Annotated in this window: 18 protein-coding genes and 1 pseudogene; 6 read left to right on the top strand and 13 right to left on the bottom strand. The window is 64.3% G+C overall.

Annotated features, from left to right (window positions below; genetic code table 11):
- Positions 1–372 precede the first annotated feature (372 nt).
- Positions 373–942 (bottom strand): transposase, encoded by a 570-nt coding sequence (locus VMI09_09755; GenBank protein HTQ24970.1) that lies wholly within the window; start codon positions 940–942, stop codon positions 373–375.
- Positions 943–1,202: 260 nt separating this feature from the next.
- Positions 1,203–1,376 (bottom strand): annotated as a pseudogene (locus VMI09_09750) (transposase).
- Between the two features lie 763 nt (positions 1,377–2,139).
- Here VMI09_09750 and VMI09_09745 point away from each other — a divergent pair.
- Genes VMI09_09745 through VMI09_09735 form a run of 3 tightly spaced genes read left to right on the top strand, consistent with a single transcriptional unit; the run spans position 2,140 to position 4,002 of the window.
- Positions 2,140–3,285: a sigma-54 dependent transcriptional regulator gene (locus VMI09_09745; GenBank protein ID HTQ24969.1), complete on the top strand. Its 1,146-nt coding sequence runs from the start codon at positions 2,140–2,142 to the stop codon at positions 3,283–3,285.
- Positions 3,285–3,617 carry a helix-turn-helix domain-containing protein gene (locus VMI09_09740; protein HTQ24968.1) on the top strand — a complete coding sequence of 111 codons (333 nt, stop codon included), beginning with the start codon at positions 3,285–3,287 and terminating at the stop codon, positions 3,615–3,617. Before VMI09_09745 ends, VMI09_09740 begins: the two co-directional genes overlap by 1 nt.
- Entirely contained in the window at positions 3,595–4,002 is a 408-nt protein-coding gene (locus tag VMI09_09735) for an Hpt domain-containing protein (GenBank protein HTQ24967.1), read from the top strand. The genes VMI09_09740 and VMI09_09735 overlap by 23 nt, the downstream gene beginning before the upstream one ends.
- Positions 4,003–4,050: 48 nt before the next feature.
- Here VMI09_09735 and VMI09_09730 read toward each other — a convergent pair whose 3' ends face one another.
- The 4 genes from VMI09_09730 to VMI09_09715 are packed head-to-tail and all read right to left on the bottom strand — an operon-like array spanning position 4,051 to position 6,794.
- Positions 4,051–4,824, bottom strand: coding sequence for a hypothetical protein (locus tag VMI09_09730; protein HTQ24966.1), 774 nt, complete (start codon positions 4,822–4,824; stop codon positions 4,051–4,053).
- A 7-nt stretch (positions 4,825–4,831) separates the two neighbouring features.
- Positions 4,832–5,467: a TadE/TadG family type IV pilus assembly protein gene (locus VMI09_09725; protein ID HTQ24965.1), complete on the bottom strand. Its 636-nt coding sequence runs from the start codon at positions 5,465–5,467 to the stop codon at positions 4,832–4,834.
- Complete coding sequence (locus VMI09_09720) at positions 5,464–5,937, bottom strand: TadE/TadG family type IV pilus assembly protein (protein ID HTQ24964.1); 474 nt, start codon at positions 5,935–5,937, stop codon at positions 5,464–5,466. The genes VMI09_09725 and VMI09_09720 overlap by 4 nt, the downstream gene beginning before the upstream one ends.
- A gap of 14 nt (positions 5,938–5,951) precedes the next feature.
- Positions 5,952–6,794, bottom strand: coding sequence for a hypothetical protein (locus VMI09_09715; protein HTQ24963.1), 843 nt, complete (start codon positions 6,792–6,794; stop codon positions 5,952–5,954).
- A 30-nt stretch (positions 6,795–6,824) separates the two neighbouring features.
- Here VMI09_09715 and VMI09_09710 point away from each other — a divergent pair, with 30 nt between their 5' ends.
- Together VMI09_09710 and VMI09_09705 are read left to right on the top strand one after the other, a co-directional pair.
- Entirely contained in the window at positions 6,825–7,265 is a 441-nt protein-coding gene (locus VMI09_09710; GenBank protein ID HTQ24962.1) for a pilus assembly protein TadG-related protein, read from the top strand.
- A gap of 277 nt (positions 7,266–7,542) precedes the next feature.
- Positions 7,543–7,989 carry a hypothetical protein gene (locus VMI09_09705; GenBank protein HTQ24961.1) on the top strand — a complete coding sequence of 149 codons (447 nt, stop codon included), beginning with the start codon at positions 7,543–7,545 and terminating at the stop codon, positions 7,987–7,989.
- Positions 7,990–8,090: 101 nt separating this feature from the next.
- Here the strand turns inward: VMI09_09705 and VMI09_09700 are convergent, their stop codons facing one another.
- Both VMI09_09700 and hrcA read right to left on the bottom strand, forming a co-directional pair.
- Complete coding sequence (locus VMI09_09700) at positions 8,091–8,417, bottom strand: hypothetical protein (GenBank protein ID HTQ24960.1); 327 nt, start codon at positions 8,415–8,417, stop codon at positions 8,091–8,093.
- Positions 8,418–8,500: 83 nt separating this feature from the next.
- Positions 8,501–9,646 (bottom strand): heat-inducible transcriptional repressor HrcA, encoded by a 1,146-nt coding sequence (gene hrcA / locus VMI09_09695; protein HTQ24959.1) that lies wholly within the window; start codon positions 9,644–9,646, stop codon positions 8,501–8,503.
- 115 nt (positions 9,647–9,761) lie between these two features.
- On the opposite strand from hrcA, the gene VMI09_09690 reads away from it, so the two are divergent.
- Entirely contained in the window at positions 9,762–11,345 is a 1,584-nt protein-coding gene (locus VMI09_09690) for a VWA domain-containing protein (GenBank protein HTQ24958.1), read from the top strand.
- A gap of 41 nt (positions 11,346–11,386) precedes the next feature.
- Here VMI09_09690 and VMI09_09685 read toward each other — a convergent pair whose 3' ends face one another.
- From VMI09_09685 to VMI09_09665, 5 genes are all read right to left on the bottom strand, one after another.
- The gene (locus VMI09_09685) at positions 11,387–12,145 is read right to left on the bottom strand and encodes a hypothetical protein (GenBank protein HTQ24957.1); all 759 of its coding nucleotides are present in this window, start codon (positions 12,143–12,145) and stop codon (positions 11,387–11,389) included.
- A 63-nt stretch (positions 12,146–12,208) separates the two neighbouring features.
- Positions 12,209–12,718, bottom strand: a complete 510-nt coding sequence (locus VMI09_09680) for a DUF2231 domain-containing protein (protein HTQ24956.1) — start codon at positions 12,716–12,718, stop codon at positions 12,209–12,211.
- A gap of 4 nt (positions 12,719–12,722) precedes the next feature.
- Positions 12,723–13,091, bottom strand: coding sequence for a hypothetical protein (locus VMI09_09675; protein HTQ24955.1), 369 nt, complete (start codon positions 13,089–13,091; stop codon positions 12,723–12,725).
- Between the two features lie 169 nt (positions 13,092–13,260).
- Positions 13,261–14,178, bottom strand: a complete 918-nt coding sequence (locus VMI09_09670) for a LysM peptidoglycan-binding domain-containing protein (GenBank protein HTQ24954.1) — start codon at positions 14,176–14,178, stop codon at positions 13,261–13,263.
- Positions 14,179–14,317: 139 nt separating this feature from the next.
- Positions 14,318–15,064, bottom strand: a complete 747-nt coding sequence (locus VMI09_09665; protein HTQ24953.1) for a TlyA family RNA methyltransferase — start codon at positions 15,062–15,064, stop codon at positions 14,318–14,320.
- Between the last annotated feature and the right edge of the window lie 214 nt (positions 15,065–15,278).

The following is a 15,278-nucleotide window of genomic DNA, read 5'->3' as shown; positions in this document are numbered from 1 at the left end:
CCCGCGCGAAGTAATCGCACCGCCTCCATCCGCCGCTCTTCCAGCGCGGCGAAATCCCGCCGCACACCCGCTGGATTACCCATACCCTATACATTAGCAGAAACCAGTAGTCTTGTCACTATCTTATGCGAGACTCAATAGGCTGCTGAACCCGTTTTACTTTCGCGAACTATACTGCGGCTTCGCCTAAAAACCTACTCGGAGGGTCTGTACGTTCGTCGACGCAGCGGCGCTCCGCTGCGAGACGTCCCCTCGGGCTGCGCAAGCTCCGCCGGGTCGCAGCCCTCGATAAGCCCTATCTGACCCATCCTGCGTCCGCTTCGCCACCGCTCTTATTAGTGGCGTTCGCCGCGCAAGATACCCGGGAGTCGGTCAAGCGTTTTTCGTCATTGGTGCCGGCATTACCGGCACGAAGGGTCTACGGTGAGTCGCCACGCTCCACACAGCGACCAGCAGTTTTCGCATCGCGGCGATGATTGCAACTTTGCCGGGTTTGCCTGCGGCTCGGAGCCGTTCGTAGTGCTGCCGCAGCCACGGGTTACGCCGCACCATTTGTAGAACCACCATGAAGAGCGATTTGCGCAAGCGAGCGTTCCCCAACGGGATCGCCGGCCCTTTCGTGAAGCGTTTCTTACCCGATTGGCGGATGCGCGGAATCACGCCGACGTAGCTCACGATCGCGCCGGGGCTATCAAAGCGGGCTGGATTTCCGAGTTCCGCGATCAGACAAGCCGCAGTCAGTGGGCCCAGGCCTTCGATAGCCATCAGCAGTTTATCCACCTCGTGATCATCCAGTTTACGCTCGACGTCCCGCGCCAGGTCCTTCAGTCGGCGCCTTAGCACATCCAGATCCTCACATAGGTATTTAATCCGTAGCCGATACGGCTCAGAGTGATGAGCCCCAACGGATTTTTCGGCAGCCTCGATCAGATTGCGCGCCAACTCCTCGCCGATCTTGTGCGAACCATCATAAACGATTCGCGCTTCTTTACTGAGACGCCGCGGAACGATGCCGCAGTCGGATAGCGCGACAGAATCGAGGCTGCGAGCTGGCTCTCGAGCGTCCGCACGTAACGGGTGAATTCGGGAAAGCCCAGGTCGACCGCTCGGTGTACTTGTCTGAGACGGTCGGCGAAGTCCTTCGCAACTCGCTCGCGCAGCCGTTCCAGCTCACGTAACTCTTCCGTCACCGAATCGGGTAACTAGGCCGCTCGCGGTCGCTTCTGCTGGGCGAAGCGCGCGACCCCAAGTGCATCGATCGCATCGGTCTTGGTGCGCCGTAGCTCCTCCTCGGCAAAGCGAGCAGTGCGCAATGGGTTCAGTACTGCAACCGCATAATCCTTCGCGATCAGAGCCACGAATAGATTGCGCCAGTAATGCCCGGTCGCCCTCCAGCGCTACCAGACAGTCAGCAGATGGGCCGAGCAACTCGAACAGCCGTGTATATCCAGAAGAGTCTTCACCGAACGGACTGGAGCGACACAAGACCTCGCCCTGCTCGTCGAGCACCGCGACCATATGACGCTCAGCTCTACTATCGATTCCCGCAAACCGCATCATCCCACCTCCTTCCTTCGGTCGGTTGCCCGAGCCTCGGAGCCGGAACTCACGCTCTTGCTTGTCCATTCGAGGACGCCGCTTGCGCCTCTGGATACCGTTCGAGCCCTGAGCTCCGGACGAGGGCGCCAATCTAGCGCACAAGGATTTACCTTCAGCACGGCCGGCGGCGACACCTCTCCGGGAAACCTTCCGCATCTTAGCGGATCTCATTCACTGGTTGGCTTGCCGCGATCGGCGTCGTTGGCCAGGAAAAAGAGTCCTGGCCTGCCTCCGCAGATCGCCGCGGCTTCACATCTCGGATTCTAAACCCCTCCCCACGCCCCCCCACACATTTTTTCCTCGGCCTCCAGATTCGGTGAGCGGCCGACGGAAAAAATGTTCAGTTCCTTTTTCACTATGAGCGAGCAGAAGCATCGGCAGCAGACACCATACAAGCACGCGGCGGTTCAGCGGTCGGGCGTAAGCGCCAGCAGCATGCGGCGCACGGCCGCGTCATGCTTTTGTCCGCCAAGCAACAATAATCCTTGTGAGACGGGGGGCGGGACCGACGATGAATCCTGCTCGTTGAAGACAATCCGTATGCACAGAATACTGATCGTTGAAGACAATCCGGTTGACCAGCGCCTGTTCGAGCAGGCGCTGAGCGATCCCACGCGCGAAATCGAAATCTGCAGCGACGGGCGCGAGGCGCTGGCCGCCTTCGAGCGGCGTTCCGCCGACGTGGTGATCTCGGACATTATGATGCCGAACATGGAGGGCAACGAGCTGCTCACCGAGTTGCATCGCCGCGCCCCCAACCTGCCGGTAATCCTGGTCACCCGCTTCGGCAGCATCTCGGCCGCGGTGACGACGATGCATGCGGGCGCGTTCGACTACGTTACCAAGCCGGTTGAGGTCATCGAGCTGCAGACGCGGGTCAAGCGCGCGCTCGAACTCGATCAACTCCAGCATGAGAACGACACCCTGCGCCAGGAATTGTCCGGGCGTTTCGGTCCGGACGCGGTGGTCGCGGAAAGTATCGAGAGCCGCAGGCTCATGGAACTGGTGCGGCGGATAGCGGCCAGCCATTCGACGGTGTTGATCCAGGGGGAGAGCGGCACCGGCAAGGAGCTGATTGCGCGCCTGGTCCATTACTGGAGCGACCGGGTGGGGCGGCCGTTTGTCGCGGTGAATTGCAAGGCGTTTGCCGAGAGCGTGCTCGAAAGCGAGCTGTTCGGCCATGAAAAGGGCGCCTTTACCGGCGCGGTCGCGGCGCGCCAGGGATGCTTCGAGCGGGCGTCGGGCGGAACGCTTTTGCTGGACGAGATCGGCGACATCAGCCCCGAGTTCCAGGCCAAACTGTTGCGCGTGCTGCAGGAGAGCGAAGTGCTGCGCGTCGGCGGCGCGAAACCGCGGCGGATCAACGTGCGCGTGGTGGCGGCAACCAACAGCTCGCTCAAGGACAAGGTGTCCGCGGGCAATTTTCGCGAAGACCTTTACTTCCGTCTCAACGTGATCCCGATTCAGCTCCTCCCGCTGCGCGAGCGGCGCGAGGATATTCTCCCGCTGGCGCGCGCCTTTCTCGCCCGGATGGCGGCCGAGACCGGCCGTCACATGACGCTCGACGCCGAGGCCGCGGAGATGCTGCTTCGGCATTCGTGGCCGGGCAACGTGCGTGAGCTTGAAAATGCGATCGAGCGGGCCGTGGTGCTCACCGCACCGACATCATCGCGGCCGCGGACCTGATGCTCGATCGGGTCGGAGGCGCGTTGCCGGCTCATCCCGCGAGCGAGGCCCGCACCGACAATGCGCTTGGCGCGCCCGCGTTGAACGAGGCCGATCTGCGCGCGCGCCGCGCTGCCGCCCTCGAAGAAAGCGGTGACGTGGGGCTTAGCGAATATCTCGACAAGGCGGCGGGCGAGCGAATCTCGCGGGCGCTGGCCAAGGCCAAGGGCAATCGGGCCGAGGCGGCGCGCAGCCTTGGTATCGGCCGCGCGACGCTCTACCGCTTCATGCGGCGGCTGGGCAACGAATCGTTCGGCCAGGCGCGCGGCAGTGACCCCGGCGAACAGCAATAGTTCGCGCGCCAACCTGGGTGCCGCCGCAGAGGCGGTCGGCGCCGAGGTCATCACCCTTGCGCGGATCGATCGGCTGCGCCGCTCAATGCCCGGTAAGGAATCCGTGGTCGGCGAAATGATCGATCTTTTCGTCGCCGACCTTCCCGCGCGGCTCGGCGCAATTCGCGGCGCGATCGACCGCGCGGATGCGCGCGGCCTCGCGCTGCAAGCCCATGCGCTCCGCGGCAGCGCGGCCAATTTCGGCGCGGCCCGCCTCGACGAGTTGTGCGGCGCCCTGGAAACGCTCGGCACGGGCGGCGCGCTCGCCGGGGCGCGCGCGACGCTCGACGCGCTTGCCACCGAAAGCGCACGCGTGCGCGACGCGGTGCTCGCGCTCGAGTTCTGAGCTCAAGTCCTGACGTCTTCGCGCGGCGCCGGGCGCCGCGCGGGCGGCTCAGAAATCCACCGGCAGCTGGAGAAAGCTGTGATAGATGAAGTCACGATGCTCGAGCAGGATCGGCGCCGTGGCCTGCTTGATGTCCGGATCGGTGTTGGTGTACACGCGCCGGAACGCCGGCGACAGCGGACATAGCTCGTCGGGCAGCGGATTGAGCATCGCCGCAAAAGTCGCCCAATAGATATCGAGCGCGCTTAGCGAGTCACCGATGAAGAAGCGGCTGCCGCGCCCGCGCTGCTGTTCGAGCCGCGCGGTCAGCGCCTGCAGGATTCCCACCAGCCGCGCCGGTGCGGCCTCGGCAGCAGCCTTGTCATATCCGTACTTCTCAACGAGATAGGTGAAAAGCCGGCGGCCGGCTTCGTCGGGATTGCCAAGGCCCTGGCGCATGATCATCAGCCGCTTCGACCAGCCGAATCCGTTCTCGCCGCATATTTCATTGGCATAGCCGAACATCAGGGCGCGATCCTCGAGCTTGGCCGGAATCAGCGGCGGATTCGGCTGGAGCCGCTCGGCCAGGTTTAGCTGGTCGTTCCATATACTGCGTGGCCATTCCTGGTTCCAGACCATCACGGGAGCGCTCGCCTGGGAGGTCCAATCGAGCAGCGCGCGATTCGCGCCGCCCAGCTCCTGGCGCACCTTGACGTAGGGGAGTTTCTTGACGAACAGGATGCCCTTGGCCGCCTCGCTCCAGGGACCCGGCACCCCGGGCGTCAGCACAACCCTGAGCCCGCTCATCGGCCGCGCCTGCTCTACCTCGATATATTCCGCCATGATTCGGTTATCTCCTGGATGAATCGAGAGCCCTGTCGCCCCTGTCTCGTGCCTCGCGAACTGACGAAAGCGGCGCCTCTAGCATCAAGTTTGTCGCAGAAAATCGCGCGAAAAGAAAAGCCCCCGCAAGCGACGACGCGTGCGGGGGCGCAAAAGAGCGATGCCGGTCAGCTGCCGACCAGTAGTCGATGACCATCTGCGCCGAACTCGTCAACGGCAGGGTCACGGCGCTGAAGGGGTAGAACGGATGATAGCTGTACGAGACGCTGACGCTAACGACTTTACCCGGCGAATTGTTTCCGGTCGCGCCTGGGCACTGGTTGGGCGGCGCTTGAGGATTCCAGCAGGAAGTAACCGAAATCGCGCTGGGATTGATGCCCTTTGCCTCGTTGCGCACGTAGGTCTGGATCGTGTCGCCGGTTGCCGGCGATGAGCTCTTCGAGCCGTGCACGATCGCATAGCGGACGGCGTCGCGAGCGGCATTGGAGAGGAAGCTGTAGGTGTAGATGATCATGGCGAAGCTGAAGATGCCGAAAATGAGCGATATCGTCGGCAGCACGACCATCATGAACTCCGCATAGGTCTGTCCGCGCAACCACCCGCGCAGGCGGCCTCGCGGATCGATTCGGGCGCGCGATTTCATGACGTCCCCTTCTGTGCCTGGAGCACCGCGATCGAGCTCAACGGGATGGTGCTCGGAAGACCCCAGCTAATCCCCGTCTGGAAGGTTGCGCTGGTGGTCACCTTCACGAAGACCTTGGGCTCGGTGCAAGTGGAGGGCGGCGCGCTGCAGGAAACGACGCAAGGAGTGCTCTGCATGGGACTGCACTGATTGCCGTCGCACATGCAGAAATGAGTCGAGGAGGCCGTCAGCCCCGGTATATTCTTGCCGTCGCTGGTCGCCGCCGTGTTCATCCCGGTGGTATCGATGGCTTTCACATAGCTCTGCGCCCCGTACTGTACGCCGGCGCGCGCCGCGCTGGCGACGCCCATCGCCACGTAAAACACACGGGCAAACTGACAGACGACAAACAGCAGGACCACGACTAACGGCAGTGCCAGGGCCAGTTCGGTCGCGCCTTGTCCTGTGGAAAATTTCCGCCATCTAGTCACCGTATTTTCCTCCTCTATTGAACCAGAGCTGCGTCCTTGACCAGTGATCCGTTGGCGAGACAGCTGAAGTTGTTGCCCACGGTGGAATTGCCGAGGAAGCTCAGCGTGTCGGAGACCAGCAGCGTGAACATGTTGGCGCCGGTGCTCCCCGCATAGGCGAGTGGAGTAGTCGGAAAATAGATCGCGCCGCTGAAGGTCGAACTCGCGCTGCCGTTGATCGAACTTCCGTGACCGTTCGTGATCGAGCGGTCCTGGAAGAAGAGCATCCCCGCGATGTCGCCGCCCGACGCGGTGCACGGCGCGCTCAGGTTGACGGTTGCGGTGCTGTTGATTGTGACGCCGGAATAGTTTGACGCATTGTTGCCGTTGCCGTTGCCCCCTGTCAGATAAAAGGTCACGTTCGACCCGCTGACCGTGGCGCCGCCGTCGATCGTGATTCCGCCGCCGTCGATGATGTACAGGCCGGAACTAAAAGTGACCGTGTTGCCGGCGTTGATATGGATGCCTCCGCAGTACGTTTGCGGAGCGGTAATTGGCCCGCTGATATTCTGGGTGTGGTAGCTCGAACACGCACCGCTCGGGACAGTCGGCTCCGCGATGTAGGCGAGCGGATCGCCGAACTGGGCAATCCCCGTCGTCGGAGGCGTACTGCCACCACCGTTCACGGTCGTTCCTCCGGCCACGCCCACCAGCGGAGCGGTGATCGTCCCGCCGCCGCTCACGATAAGGGCTGAACCGCTGGTCGAGTTGTCATACAGACCGCAGCCCGAACTGACGCTCGCGCTGCCGCCGACGTCTATCGCCCCCGAAGCGGATGGATCGAGCGCGTAGATGCACGAGCCCGACCCCAGCGTCACAGCGGTGGCAGTGGTAGATACAGGGACAGAGTGCCATCCGAATACCCTCATAAAATAGGTCGGCTGGTTCTCCGAGACGTCCACCTGGACCGCATTGGAATTCGCCGCATACGGCCCGACGTACTACAGCGGATACGACACAGGCATCCCGGACAGACTTTTCTCCTGATCAGCATCGCCATTGCCATGCTGGTCGGAATCGCGGCCGTGGCCGTGGATGTAGGGAACTTGTGGACCACGCGGCGGCTGATGCAGAGCGCGGCGGATGCGGGGGCGGTCGCAGGTGCCGATGAAATTGCCATCGGCGGCGGCAGCTCGCAGATAACCACCGCGGCCAAGGACGCGTCGTCGCACAACGGTTTTGCCGACGGCGGCACTCGTCCCGGCACCTCGAACACCGTCGCGGTCCACAATCCGCCGAAGGGCCGCAACGTCAATGCGTCGTTTCATCGGGTCCCCCCTGCCCTCTGAGGACATTGCCGCTTAAAGCTCTCGTAAGAGAAAGAAAGCGGTTTCCATAGCCATGTCCCTGATAGTGTTGGGCAAAAACTAAACCAAGCGGCAATTACCGGTCGATTTGAGGATCCGAAGGCATAATCCGAATGTGGCATCGAAGATCAGGTAAAGATTAGCAACGGCTGCCTGCCGCACGTTCCTCGAGGCGCGGCCGATTTAATTTGCCTTTTCGCCTCGATTGCAGTTATTCAGCCCAAAGGCGCGGAGCAAATCACCTCGAGGAGAACGAACGATGAAGCAGATCATCTATGCCATGCAGTTCAAGGGGCAGGGCGGGCCGGGGCCGTCGCCGAATGTTCTCAAGGCCGCGACGAGTTCTACCAGCTGCACGTTAAGCACGACTGTCGGCGCCGAGGGCGTGCAGGGCAGCCTGCAGCCGGCCGGTAGCGGCAAGGCCTCGTTCGAATCCGAAGTGACGATTACCGGCGAGACGTCGTTCGTCGAGTCGGGCACCATCCGCTTCGGCGACGGGAATCATCGCCTGCGCTTCAGCACGGTCGGACAGGGGCATCTCGGCGACAGCCCGGAGCCGAAGGTCAAGTCGGGCGCCGTGATGTGGCGGGTCGACGGCGGCGAGGGACAGTTCGCCGGTGCCAGCGGCTATATCACGTCGAACTTCACGATGGACGACGCAGGCCGCGTGACCGACAACCAGTTCGGCGTGATCTACGTCAAATAGCGCGGGCTCCGGCCTTCTCAAACCCCGATTTTCGCATCCGCGCCGGGCGGCTCGTGCGAAACGAGCCGCATGGCGGCACGGCGCGGTGCGCCGTCTTCCCGCTATTCTTCCTGGTGGGGGTTGAGGTTCATGCAGGCGTCGAGTGCGACGGCGGCGCACTGGTCCGGCGACAGCTCCGGATGGCCGTAAATTCCGGTGACCGTGCTCTCCACCATGTTTTGGACGGCGGGATCGTTTTGCGGCGTCAGCGCCTTCAGCTTCGCGCGCATCGCATCCGCGGAAACGCCGGTATCCCGGTCCCGCGCAAATCCCTTCACGGCGTCGGCGTACTTGTTACATTGGTGCTGACGATAGGCCCGCACGAACACTCCGAAGCTGAAATAGCCGAGCAGGCCCACGACTGCGACCACGACTATTATTTTCTTCATGCTTCCTCTTCCTGACACATTCTGGAAGCCGCTGACGATCCAGGCGCGTCAGGGGGCTGGCGCGTGCGGATGTGGCGGCGCGCTCAGTGTTCGAGCAGGCGCGAGAGCGTACGCGCGGTGTAATCGACCAGCGGGATGACCCGCTCGTAATCCATCCGCACCGGGCCGACGACCGCGACGCTCCCAAGCGGCATCGCACCGCTCTGATAGGAGGCGGCGACCACGCTCAGGCTCGCCAGGCGCGCGTCGACGTTCTCCGATCCGATCGACACGGTGAGTTCGTTGCGGGCCACGCTGTGCTCGAGCAGGTCGAGCAGCGCGCTGCGGTCCTCGAGCGCATGAAGCAGTTCGCGCAGTCGGTTGTGGTCGGCGAACTCGGGCTGGTCGGCCACCTTTGCGCTGCCCTCGACGTAAACCTCAGAGGTACCGGCCCGTTCGGCCAGCGCGCCGCCGAGCGCGAGCGCCGCGCGCATGAAGCGATCGTAGCGGGCGCGATCCTCGCGCTGGCGCTCCTCGATCCACTCGCGCGCCTCCTCCAGCGTGCGCCCGTGGAGCGCCTGGTTGAGGTAGCGCGCCATGCGGTCGAGCTCCTCCTGGCCGTGGTCGGTCGCGGTCTGCACGAGCCGCTGATGCGCGCCGCCGGCGGCGGCGACGAAAATCCCCAGCACTTCGCGCTCGCGCAGATGGATGAAGCTCACGCGCTCGAGCTTGATCAGCTCGAGCCGCGGCGCCATCACCATCGCCGCCTGCCCGGTCAAGAGCGCGAGCAGGCGCGAGGTTTCGCGCATCACCTCGCCAAGCTCTCGCGGCCCGGCCGAATAGCACAGTTCGATTTGCGCGCGGTCCTGGAACCCGAGGTGCCGCACCGCCATCACATGGTCCACATAGTGGCGAAACGCGCGGTCGGTCGGGACGCGGCCGGCTGAGGTGTGGGGCTGGCGAAGATATCCCGCACTCTCCAGTTCGGCCATCAGGTTGCGCGCCATCGCGGCGCGCACGCCCAGCGGATAGCGCATCGCGATCTGTTGCGAGCCCACCGGCCCCGCGGTCGCGATGAACTCCTGCACCGTCGCGAGCAGCACTGCATGTTGGCGCTGGGATAATTCGCCCTGTGATGCTGGAGTTTCCATCCCGTCAACGACCCGTCGCCGGATACCCTCTTCGAGCGGACCCTCGTCAACCCTGACCGATCGGCAGCCGATGCTCTGCGACGATTTTGGTTCGTGCAAAGGACCCGCGCAAGGGCTGCCCGTCTGGTCATTTTAACACAGTCCGAGCTCCTGCTAGGCTCATCATCGATACGCTCTCCAGGAAGGCGCGCCTGCGGCGCAGCCAATACCAGCGATGGCGAAAAAGGCAGCCAAACCGCGGCGCTTGTACATTCCGGTCGTACCGGCCGGCGGCGCCTGGATCGAAAGCGACAGCTACGATCGCCGCGCGTGGAGCGATATCGGGCTCGGCGCGGGCGCGATCAGCGAGTTGGTCGAGGCCGGCCGCCGGCTCATTCCGCACTTCGACGCGCTGCTCGCCGATCTGTTCTCCGCACTGTTCAAATACAATCTCGTTTGGCTCAAGCCCGACGCCGTGCGCAAGAGCGCGATCCTCAACCGCACTATCCTCGAGCGCCTCGTCGCCTCGCCCGCCTTCGAGGTGCTCAAGAGCCGGACTATGCTCGAGGAAGACAAAGCCGCCATCGCGGCGCTGGCGCTCGCCGAGCAGGCGCTTGAACTGGTGCGCTCCGAGCGTCTGCTGAATCGCCGCGAACTCCTTGACCTCTGGGACCTCGATCACCAGGAAGAGGATCTCGCCCAGCGCGCCGACGAGCTCAAGGCGATAACCGAGGCGGCCGCACCGGCCGAAGGTGAAGAGGCGGCGGACGGGGAGCTGAAGAAAAAGCTCGAAAAGCTGAAAGAGGCCGCTGCGCGCGCGGCCCAGGTTTCCGAGGCGCGGCTCAATCAGAAGGCGCGGCAGGTGAGCGAACAAATCGGGCATGCCGACCATAGCGAGCTGCGCCGGCTGGAAGCGAAGACCATCGGGCTCGCGCAGGAGATCGACCGGGTCGCGCAGGACAGTCATGACTTCAGCCTCGAGTTCGGTCAGGGCGGGCGGCTCTCGGCCGGCGAGCGGCTGGAGCTCGGCCGTCACCTCGCGCGCAACCGCAAACTCGGCGAGCTAGCGCGCCTAGTCGGCCGCTTCAAGCAGGACGCGCGGGCGCTCAGGCGCAAGACGATGGAGCGCGGCGCGGCCGAGGCCTACGACATCGAGCGCGGCGCCGAGCTCGGCCGGATGATCCCGGCCGAGCTGCTCGCGATGCATCATCCGGCGCTCAAGCGCGACTTCGGCCGCCGTCTGCTCGAGGGCGAGCTGCTCCAGTACCGCCTGCGCGACGAGGAGCAGAAGGGCAAGGGCCCGATGGTCGTGTGCATCGACGTAAGCTCCTCGATGGAGGGCGACAAGGAGCTGTGGGCCAAGGCGGTGAGCCTTACCCTGATGGATATCGCGCGGCGGCAGCGGCGGCTCTTTCGCGTGGTGCTGTTTTCCTCGGGTCCTGGCAGCCTGAAGGTGCTCGATCTCAACCGGGAGCGCCGCTACCAGCCGGAACTCGGGAAGGTGATGGAGCTTGCGGAGTATTTTCCGGGCGGTGGCACCGACTTTCAGCAGCCGCTCGACGCCGCGATGGAGCTTGTCGAGCACAAGCGGCTGCGCCGCGCCGACATCGTGATCATCACCGACGGCGAGAGCCAGGTTGCGCCCGAGTGGCTCGCCGGCCTGCGCCGGCGCAAAGAGGAGCTGCAGTTTTCGATCTTCGCAGTGCTGGTCGACGTCGGTTCGAGCGAACTTTCTACGCTCGCGCAGATGAGCGATCGCGTAACCTCGGTCAAAAAACTCAGCGCCGAGGGCACCCGGGAAATTTTTCTGAAAATCTAGTCCGTCGCGCCCGCGGCGGTGCGTGATCGTGCTCGGGCCGATCAGGGCCCGGAGTCCGAGTCCGCCGGCGGAACCAGCGGCGGAGCGGGCTGCACGAAATCCGGGTTCACGTTGCAGCAGAGGACGTAGCTCGTGCCGGCGCGCGGCTCCGCCGCATAACCGTCGAGCGTGCCGTCCGCTTCGACCCGCACGGCCTCATAGCTCAGCGTTCCCGAGGCGCGCTGAGCGGTGAAGATGTAGTAGTGGCCGGTTTCGAGCGGCTCGGGCTGACCGCTGTCCGGCGTCGCCTGCACAAAATGATCGGGTAGCTTGCCGTAGGCGACCGACTTGACCGCGAACTTGTCGCCCGAGCCCAGCACCGGCAGCTTCGAGAACACGCCGGTATCCGCCTTGATCTCCCATACCGTCACTCCGCCGTCGAAAAGGATGATCGACTCCACATGTTGAGGATCGACATTTCGCGACTCGACCATCTCGGCGCCGCTGTATTTCGACACGCTGAGCGAGGCCAGATAATCGCCCTTGTGCGCGTAGGAGACCGCGACGGTGGCGCCGGGCGCCGGCGGATTAGCGTCGCTCGACGCGCCTTCGGCGCCGGGTGTGCTCTCGGCGCCGGGCGCGGCTTCAGCCGGGCTGCCCTCGGCCGACGGCGAGGCCTGGGCGGAAGCGTCGGATGAAGCCTCGGCAGAAGAGGCGGACGGTGCGCCGGACGCAGCCGGCTTGCCGCTATGGAGCATCGAGCAGGCCGCGAAGGCGAACGCCGCGCCGAAAACGATCAATCGCCATAGCGTGCGCCGCATCGCCGTTCCTTCTGCATGCAACCGCATGGTCCGGATGAGCTTTCCGCCAAAACAAAGCATCGGCTAATGGCTGAACTCGATCGGCTGTCCACAGGCATAGCCGCCGGCGTTGTAGTCGTAAACCATCCGTCCGCCATAGTCCGCGCCCTTGGCGATAAGCGCCGCCGCCAGCAGCAGCAGCGCCAGGAACGCCCCGCGTCCGCGCGCCGGCATCGGCCGCGCCGCCGCCGCCCACATCGTGAGCGCCGCGCTCAGGATGAGCACCGCGATCATTATCCGCTTATGGTACACGAGTAGCGCGGTCTTGACCGAGGGCGCCAGCATCACGCCCGGCGCGGAGTAAAGTCCGGTCGCCACCGCGGCCGCCGCGCCGAGCGTCGCGAGAACGAGCGTCCAGAGGCCGGTCCAGAGCCATGCTTCGCGGCGCGCAAGGAATCCCAGCCAGTACATCAGGGCGGCGGCGAACAGCAGCGCGATCGGGAAATGGACGATCAGCGGGTGGATGTTCTGCAGATGCTGCGCGCCGGGAAACGAAAACAGATTCGCCGCGCCGCCCAGCAGGTCGCCTACCACTGGATCATTTCACCGATTCGACGGTCAGGAAGTCGACTCCGCCCTTATTGTAGGACTTCCCGGTGACGGTGACTTCCTTCTCCATGTTCTTCAGCACGTCTTCCGGCATGCCCTCTTCGTTCTTGGGCGGGAGCAGGATGTACATCTTCTCGGTCCCCTTCTCGACCAGGCCGACCGGAATTCCCTTTTGCGCGCACTTGAGCGCGCACTGCGCGTGACCCGGCCCCTTCGCGCCGACCACGTTGTAACAGAAGGTGTCCTCGAGGCTGCCGGTAACCGTCTTTTCCGCATCCGCGGCGCTTCCCCGGCCGGCGATCCCAATGGCCAGGATCGCGCCAAGCCCCAAAAGACCAATGATGAGGATCTTTCGCATTGTGCCCTACTCCATGTTGCGTCTGCAGCTGCGCTGCCGCGCCTCCCACTATTCTCCATCCCCCGCACGCATCACAAGGGTTGCCGGCGCCGCGTGCAGGTGCACGCCTGCATGTCCGCGAAAGATTTTGGGCTGGAGGGAATAGGGGCCGCGGATCGGGGCGGCAAGCTCAGCGGCGGACCGAACGCGCCTCGACCGGGGGAGCAACGGCGCCGCCGAACTCCTCGTCCCAGCGGGCGCGCCGACGCGGACGCACCGGTCCGCCGAGCTGTTTCAGATGGCGCTCGAGCACGTCGTGCAGCTGCTGATCGAGACGTTCGAGATCGGCCTCTTCGGGAATTTTGGGCCGCTGGTGATCGTCGGAGATTCCGCGCCGCCGCCGCCCGTAAAGCTCCTGCATCCGAAGCTCCGCCTTGGCCAGCAGCGCGCGGTAGCGCTGGTCGAGCCGGCGCAGAGATTCGTTGAGGTCGGCGATCGCGATGAAGCGCCGGCGCAGCAGGAACCATTCGAGTACCGCGAGCGCGGTCACGCCGAGCAGGATCAGCGAGACGATCGCCGCGCCGTAAACGGCGCTCTTCCACCACGGCAGCATCCGCACTTCATGATTCAACTCGCGGCTGTCGGCCGTGAGCTGCTGCACCTGGGTCTTGAGGTCGCCCTGCGCCGCGGCAGCGGCGTCGGAGCGCTTTTGCAAGTCGGCAAGCTGGTCGCCGAGTTTCTGATTTTCCGCGGTCAGCTCGCGCATCCGCGCCGCGAACGGGTTGGGGATCTTGAGCGTCTGCCCAACCATCAGGGTCGAGTCGAGCGACAGGCGGTTGGCGTGCGCGATATCCTCGGCCTGAATCCCGAAGGTGGCAGCGATCGATCCGAGCGAATCGCCCGATCTCACGCTGTAGGAAAACTCTCCGGCGTGCCGGCCCGGCGCCGTCTCCTGGGCGGATTCCTGCGACGTGCCGGCGGTATCGGTCGCAACGGAAGGCGGCGCGGAAGTAACGTCCTGGACGTAGGTCTGCGCGTTGGCCGGATGCAGCGCGACGCATAAACCCGCCAGGGCCAGGACCGTAAGAAATGCGAGCCTAAATTTCATGGTCCCCATACAGATGCCATTGCGCCACGCTACGTTTAACAGCGTAAATGCAAGTAGGCGGAGATGCAAACCGGAATGTAAACGAGGTCGCCTGACATCTGCTTTATTTGGCCCATTTGCAATTTTCGCCTCTAAGCCGTCATCCTGCACCCCGCCGGCGCATCAGGACCATGTACTCCTGGTTACCCGCCGCGCGCCGTATCGGCGCCTCCATCGCCTGTGTCACTTCGAGCCCCAGCCCGGCGGCAAATTCCCGCACTTCCTCGACCGCGCGGCGGCGCATCGCCTCGTCACGGACGACTCCGCCCTTGCCCACCTTACCCTTGCCGACCTCGAACTGCGGCTTGATGAGCGCGAGGATCTCGACCGCCGGGGCGCTCAGCTCAAGCACCGGGGGGATCACGAGGCGTAGCGAAATAAAGCTTACGTCGATCGTCACGATTTCCGGCGCATAGGGAAGGCTCGAGGCTTCGACCAGACGGATATTGGTGCGGTCGAGCACGGTGACGCGCGAATCGCGGCGCAAGCGATCGGCGATTTGTCCGTACCCCACGTCGAGCGCGATGACGTGAGCCGCGCCGCGGCGCAGCAGCACGTCGGTGAAGCCGCCGGTAGAGGCGCCGACGTCCATCGCCCGCCGCCCCTCCGGATCGACGCCGAAACGATCGAGCGCGGCGGCCAGTTTGAGACCGCCGCGGCTCGCATACTCGGGCGCTTCGCCGACCAGTGCGATCGCGCTCCGCTCGTCGACGCTCTGATCGGCCTTGAGCGCGGGCTGTGAATTGACCCGCACGCGTCCGGCCATGATCAGGCGTTGTGCGCCTTCGCGGCTCGGCGCGATCCCGCGCCGCGCCATCTCGAGGTCAAGCCGCCGCCGCGTGGCCATCGGCTCCGCGCGCTTCGCTCAGAACGGCGCGTCTTCGCAAAACTATACTTCTCCGCAAAAACGGGACTTCTTACTGTAGAGTGGGCCACTGATTTGAAGTGGTCGCCTCAGCGGCCCCTCGTCAAACCGTGCGTGCAGTTTTCCCGCACACGGCTTTCCGACTGCCATTGCTCCGGCAGCATTATGCCGTGACAAGATGCCCATACCGGTCTGG

This window comes from Candidatus Binataceae bacterium, from assembly GCA_035500095.1.
Taxonomy (GTDB): Bacteria; Desulfobacterota; Binatia; order Binatales; family Binataceae; genus JAKAVN01.
The sequence above is the reverse complement of the archived record's forward strand: the minus strand, read 5'-3'. Positions and strand labels throughout refer to the sequence as shown.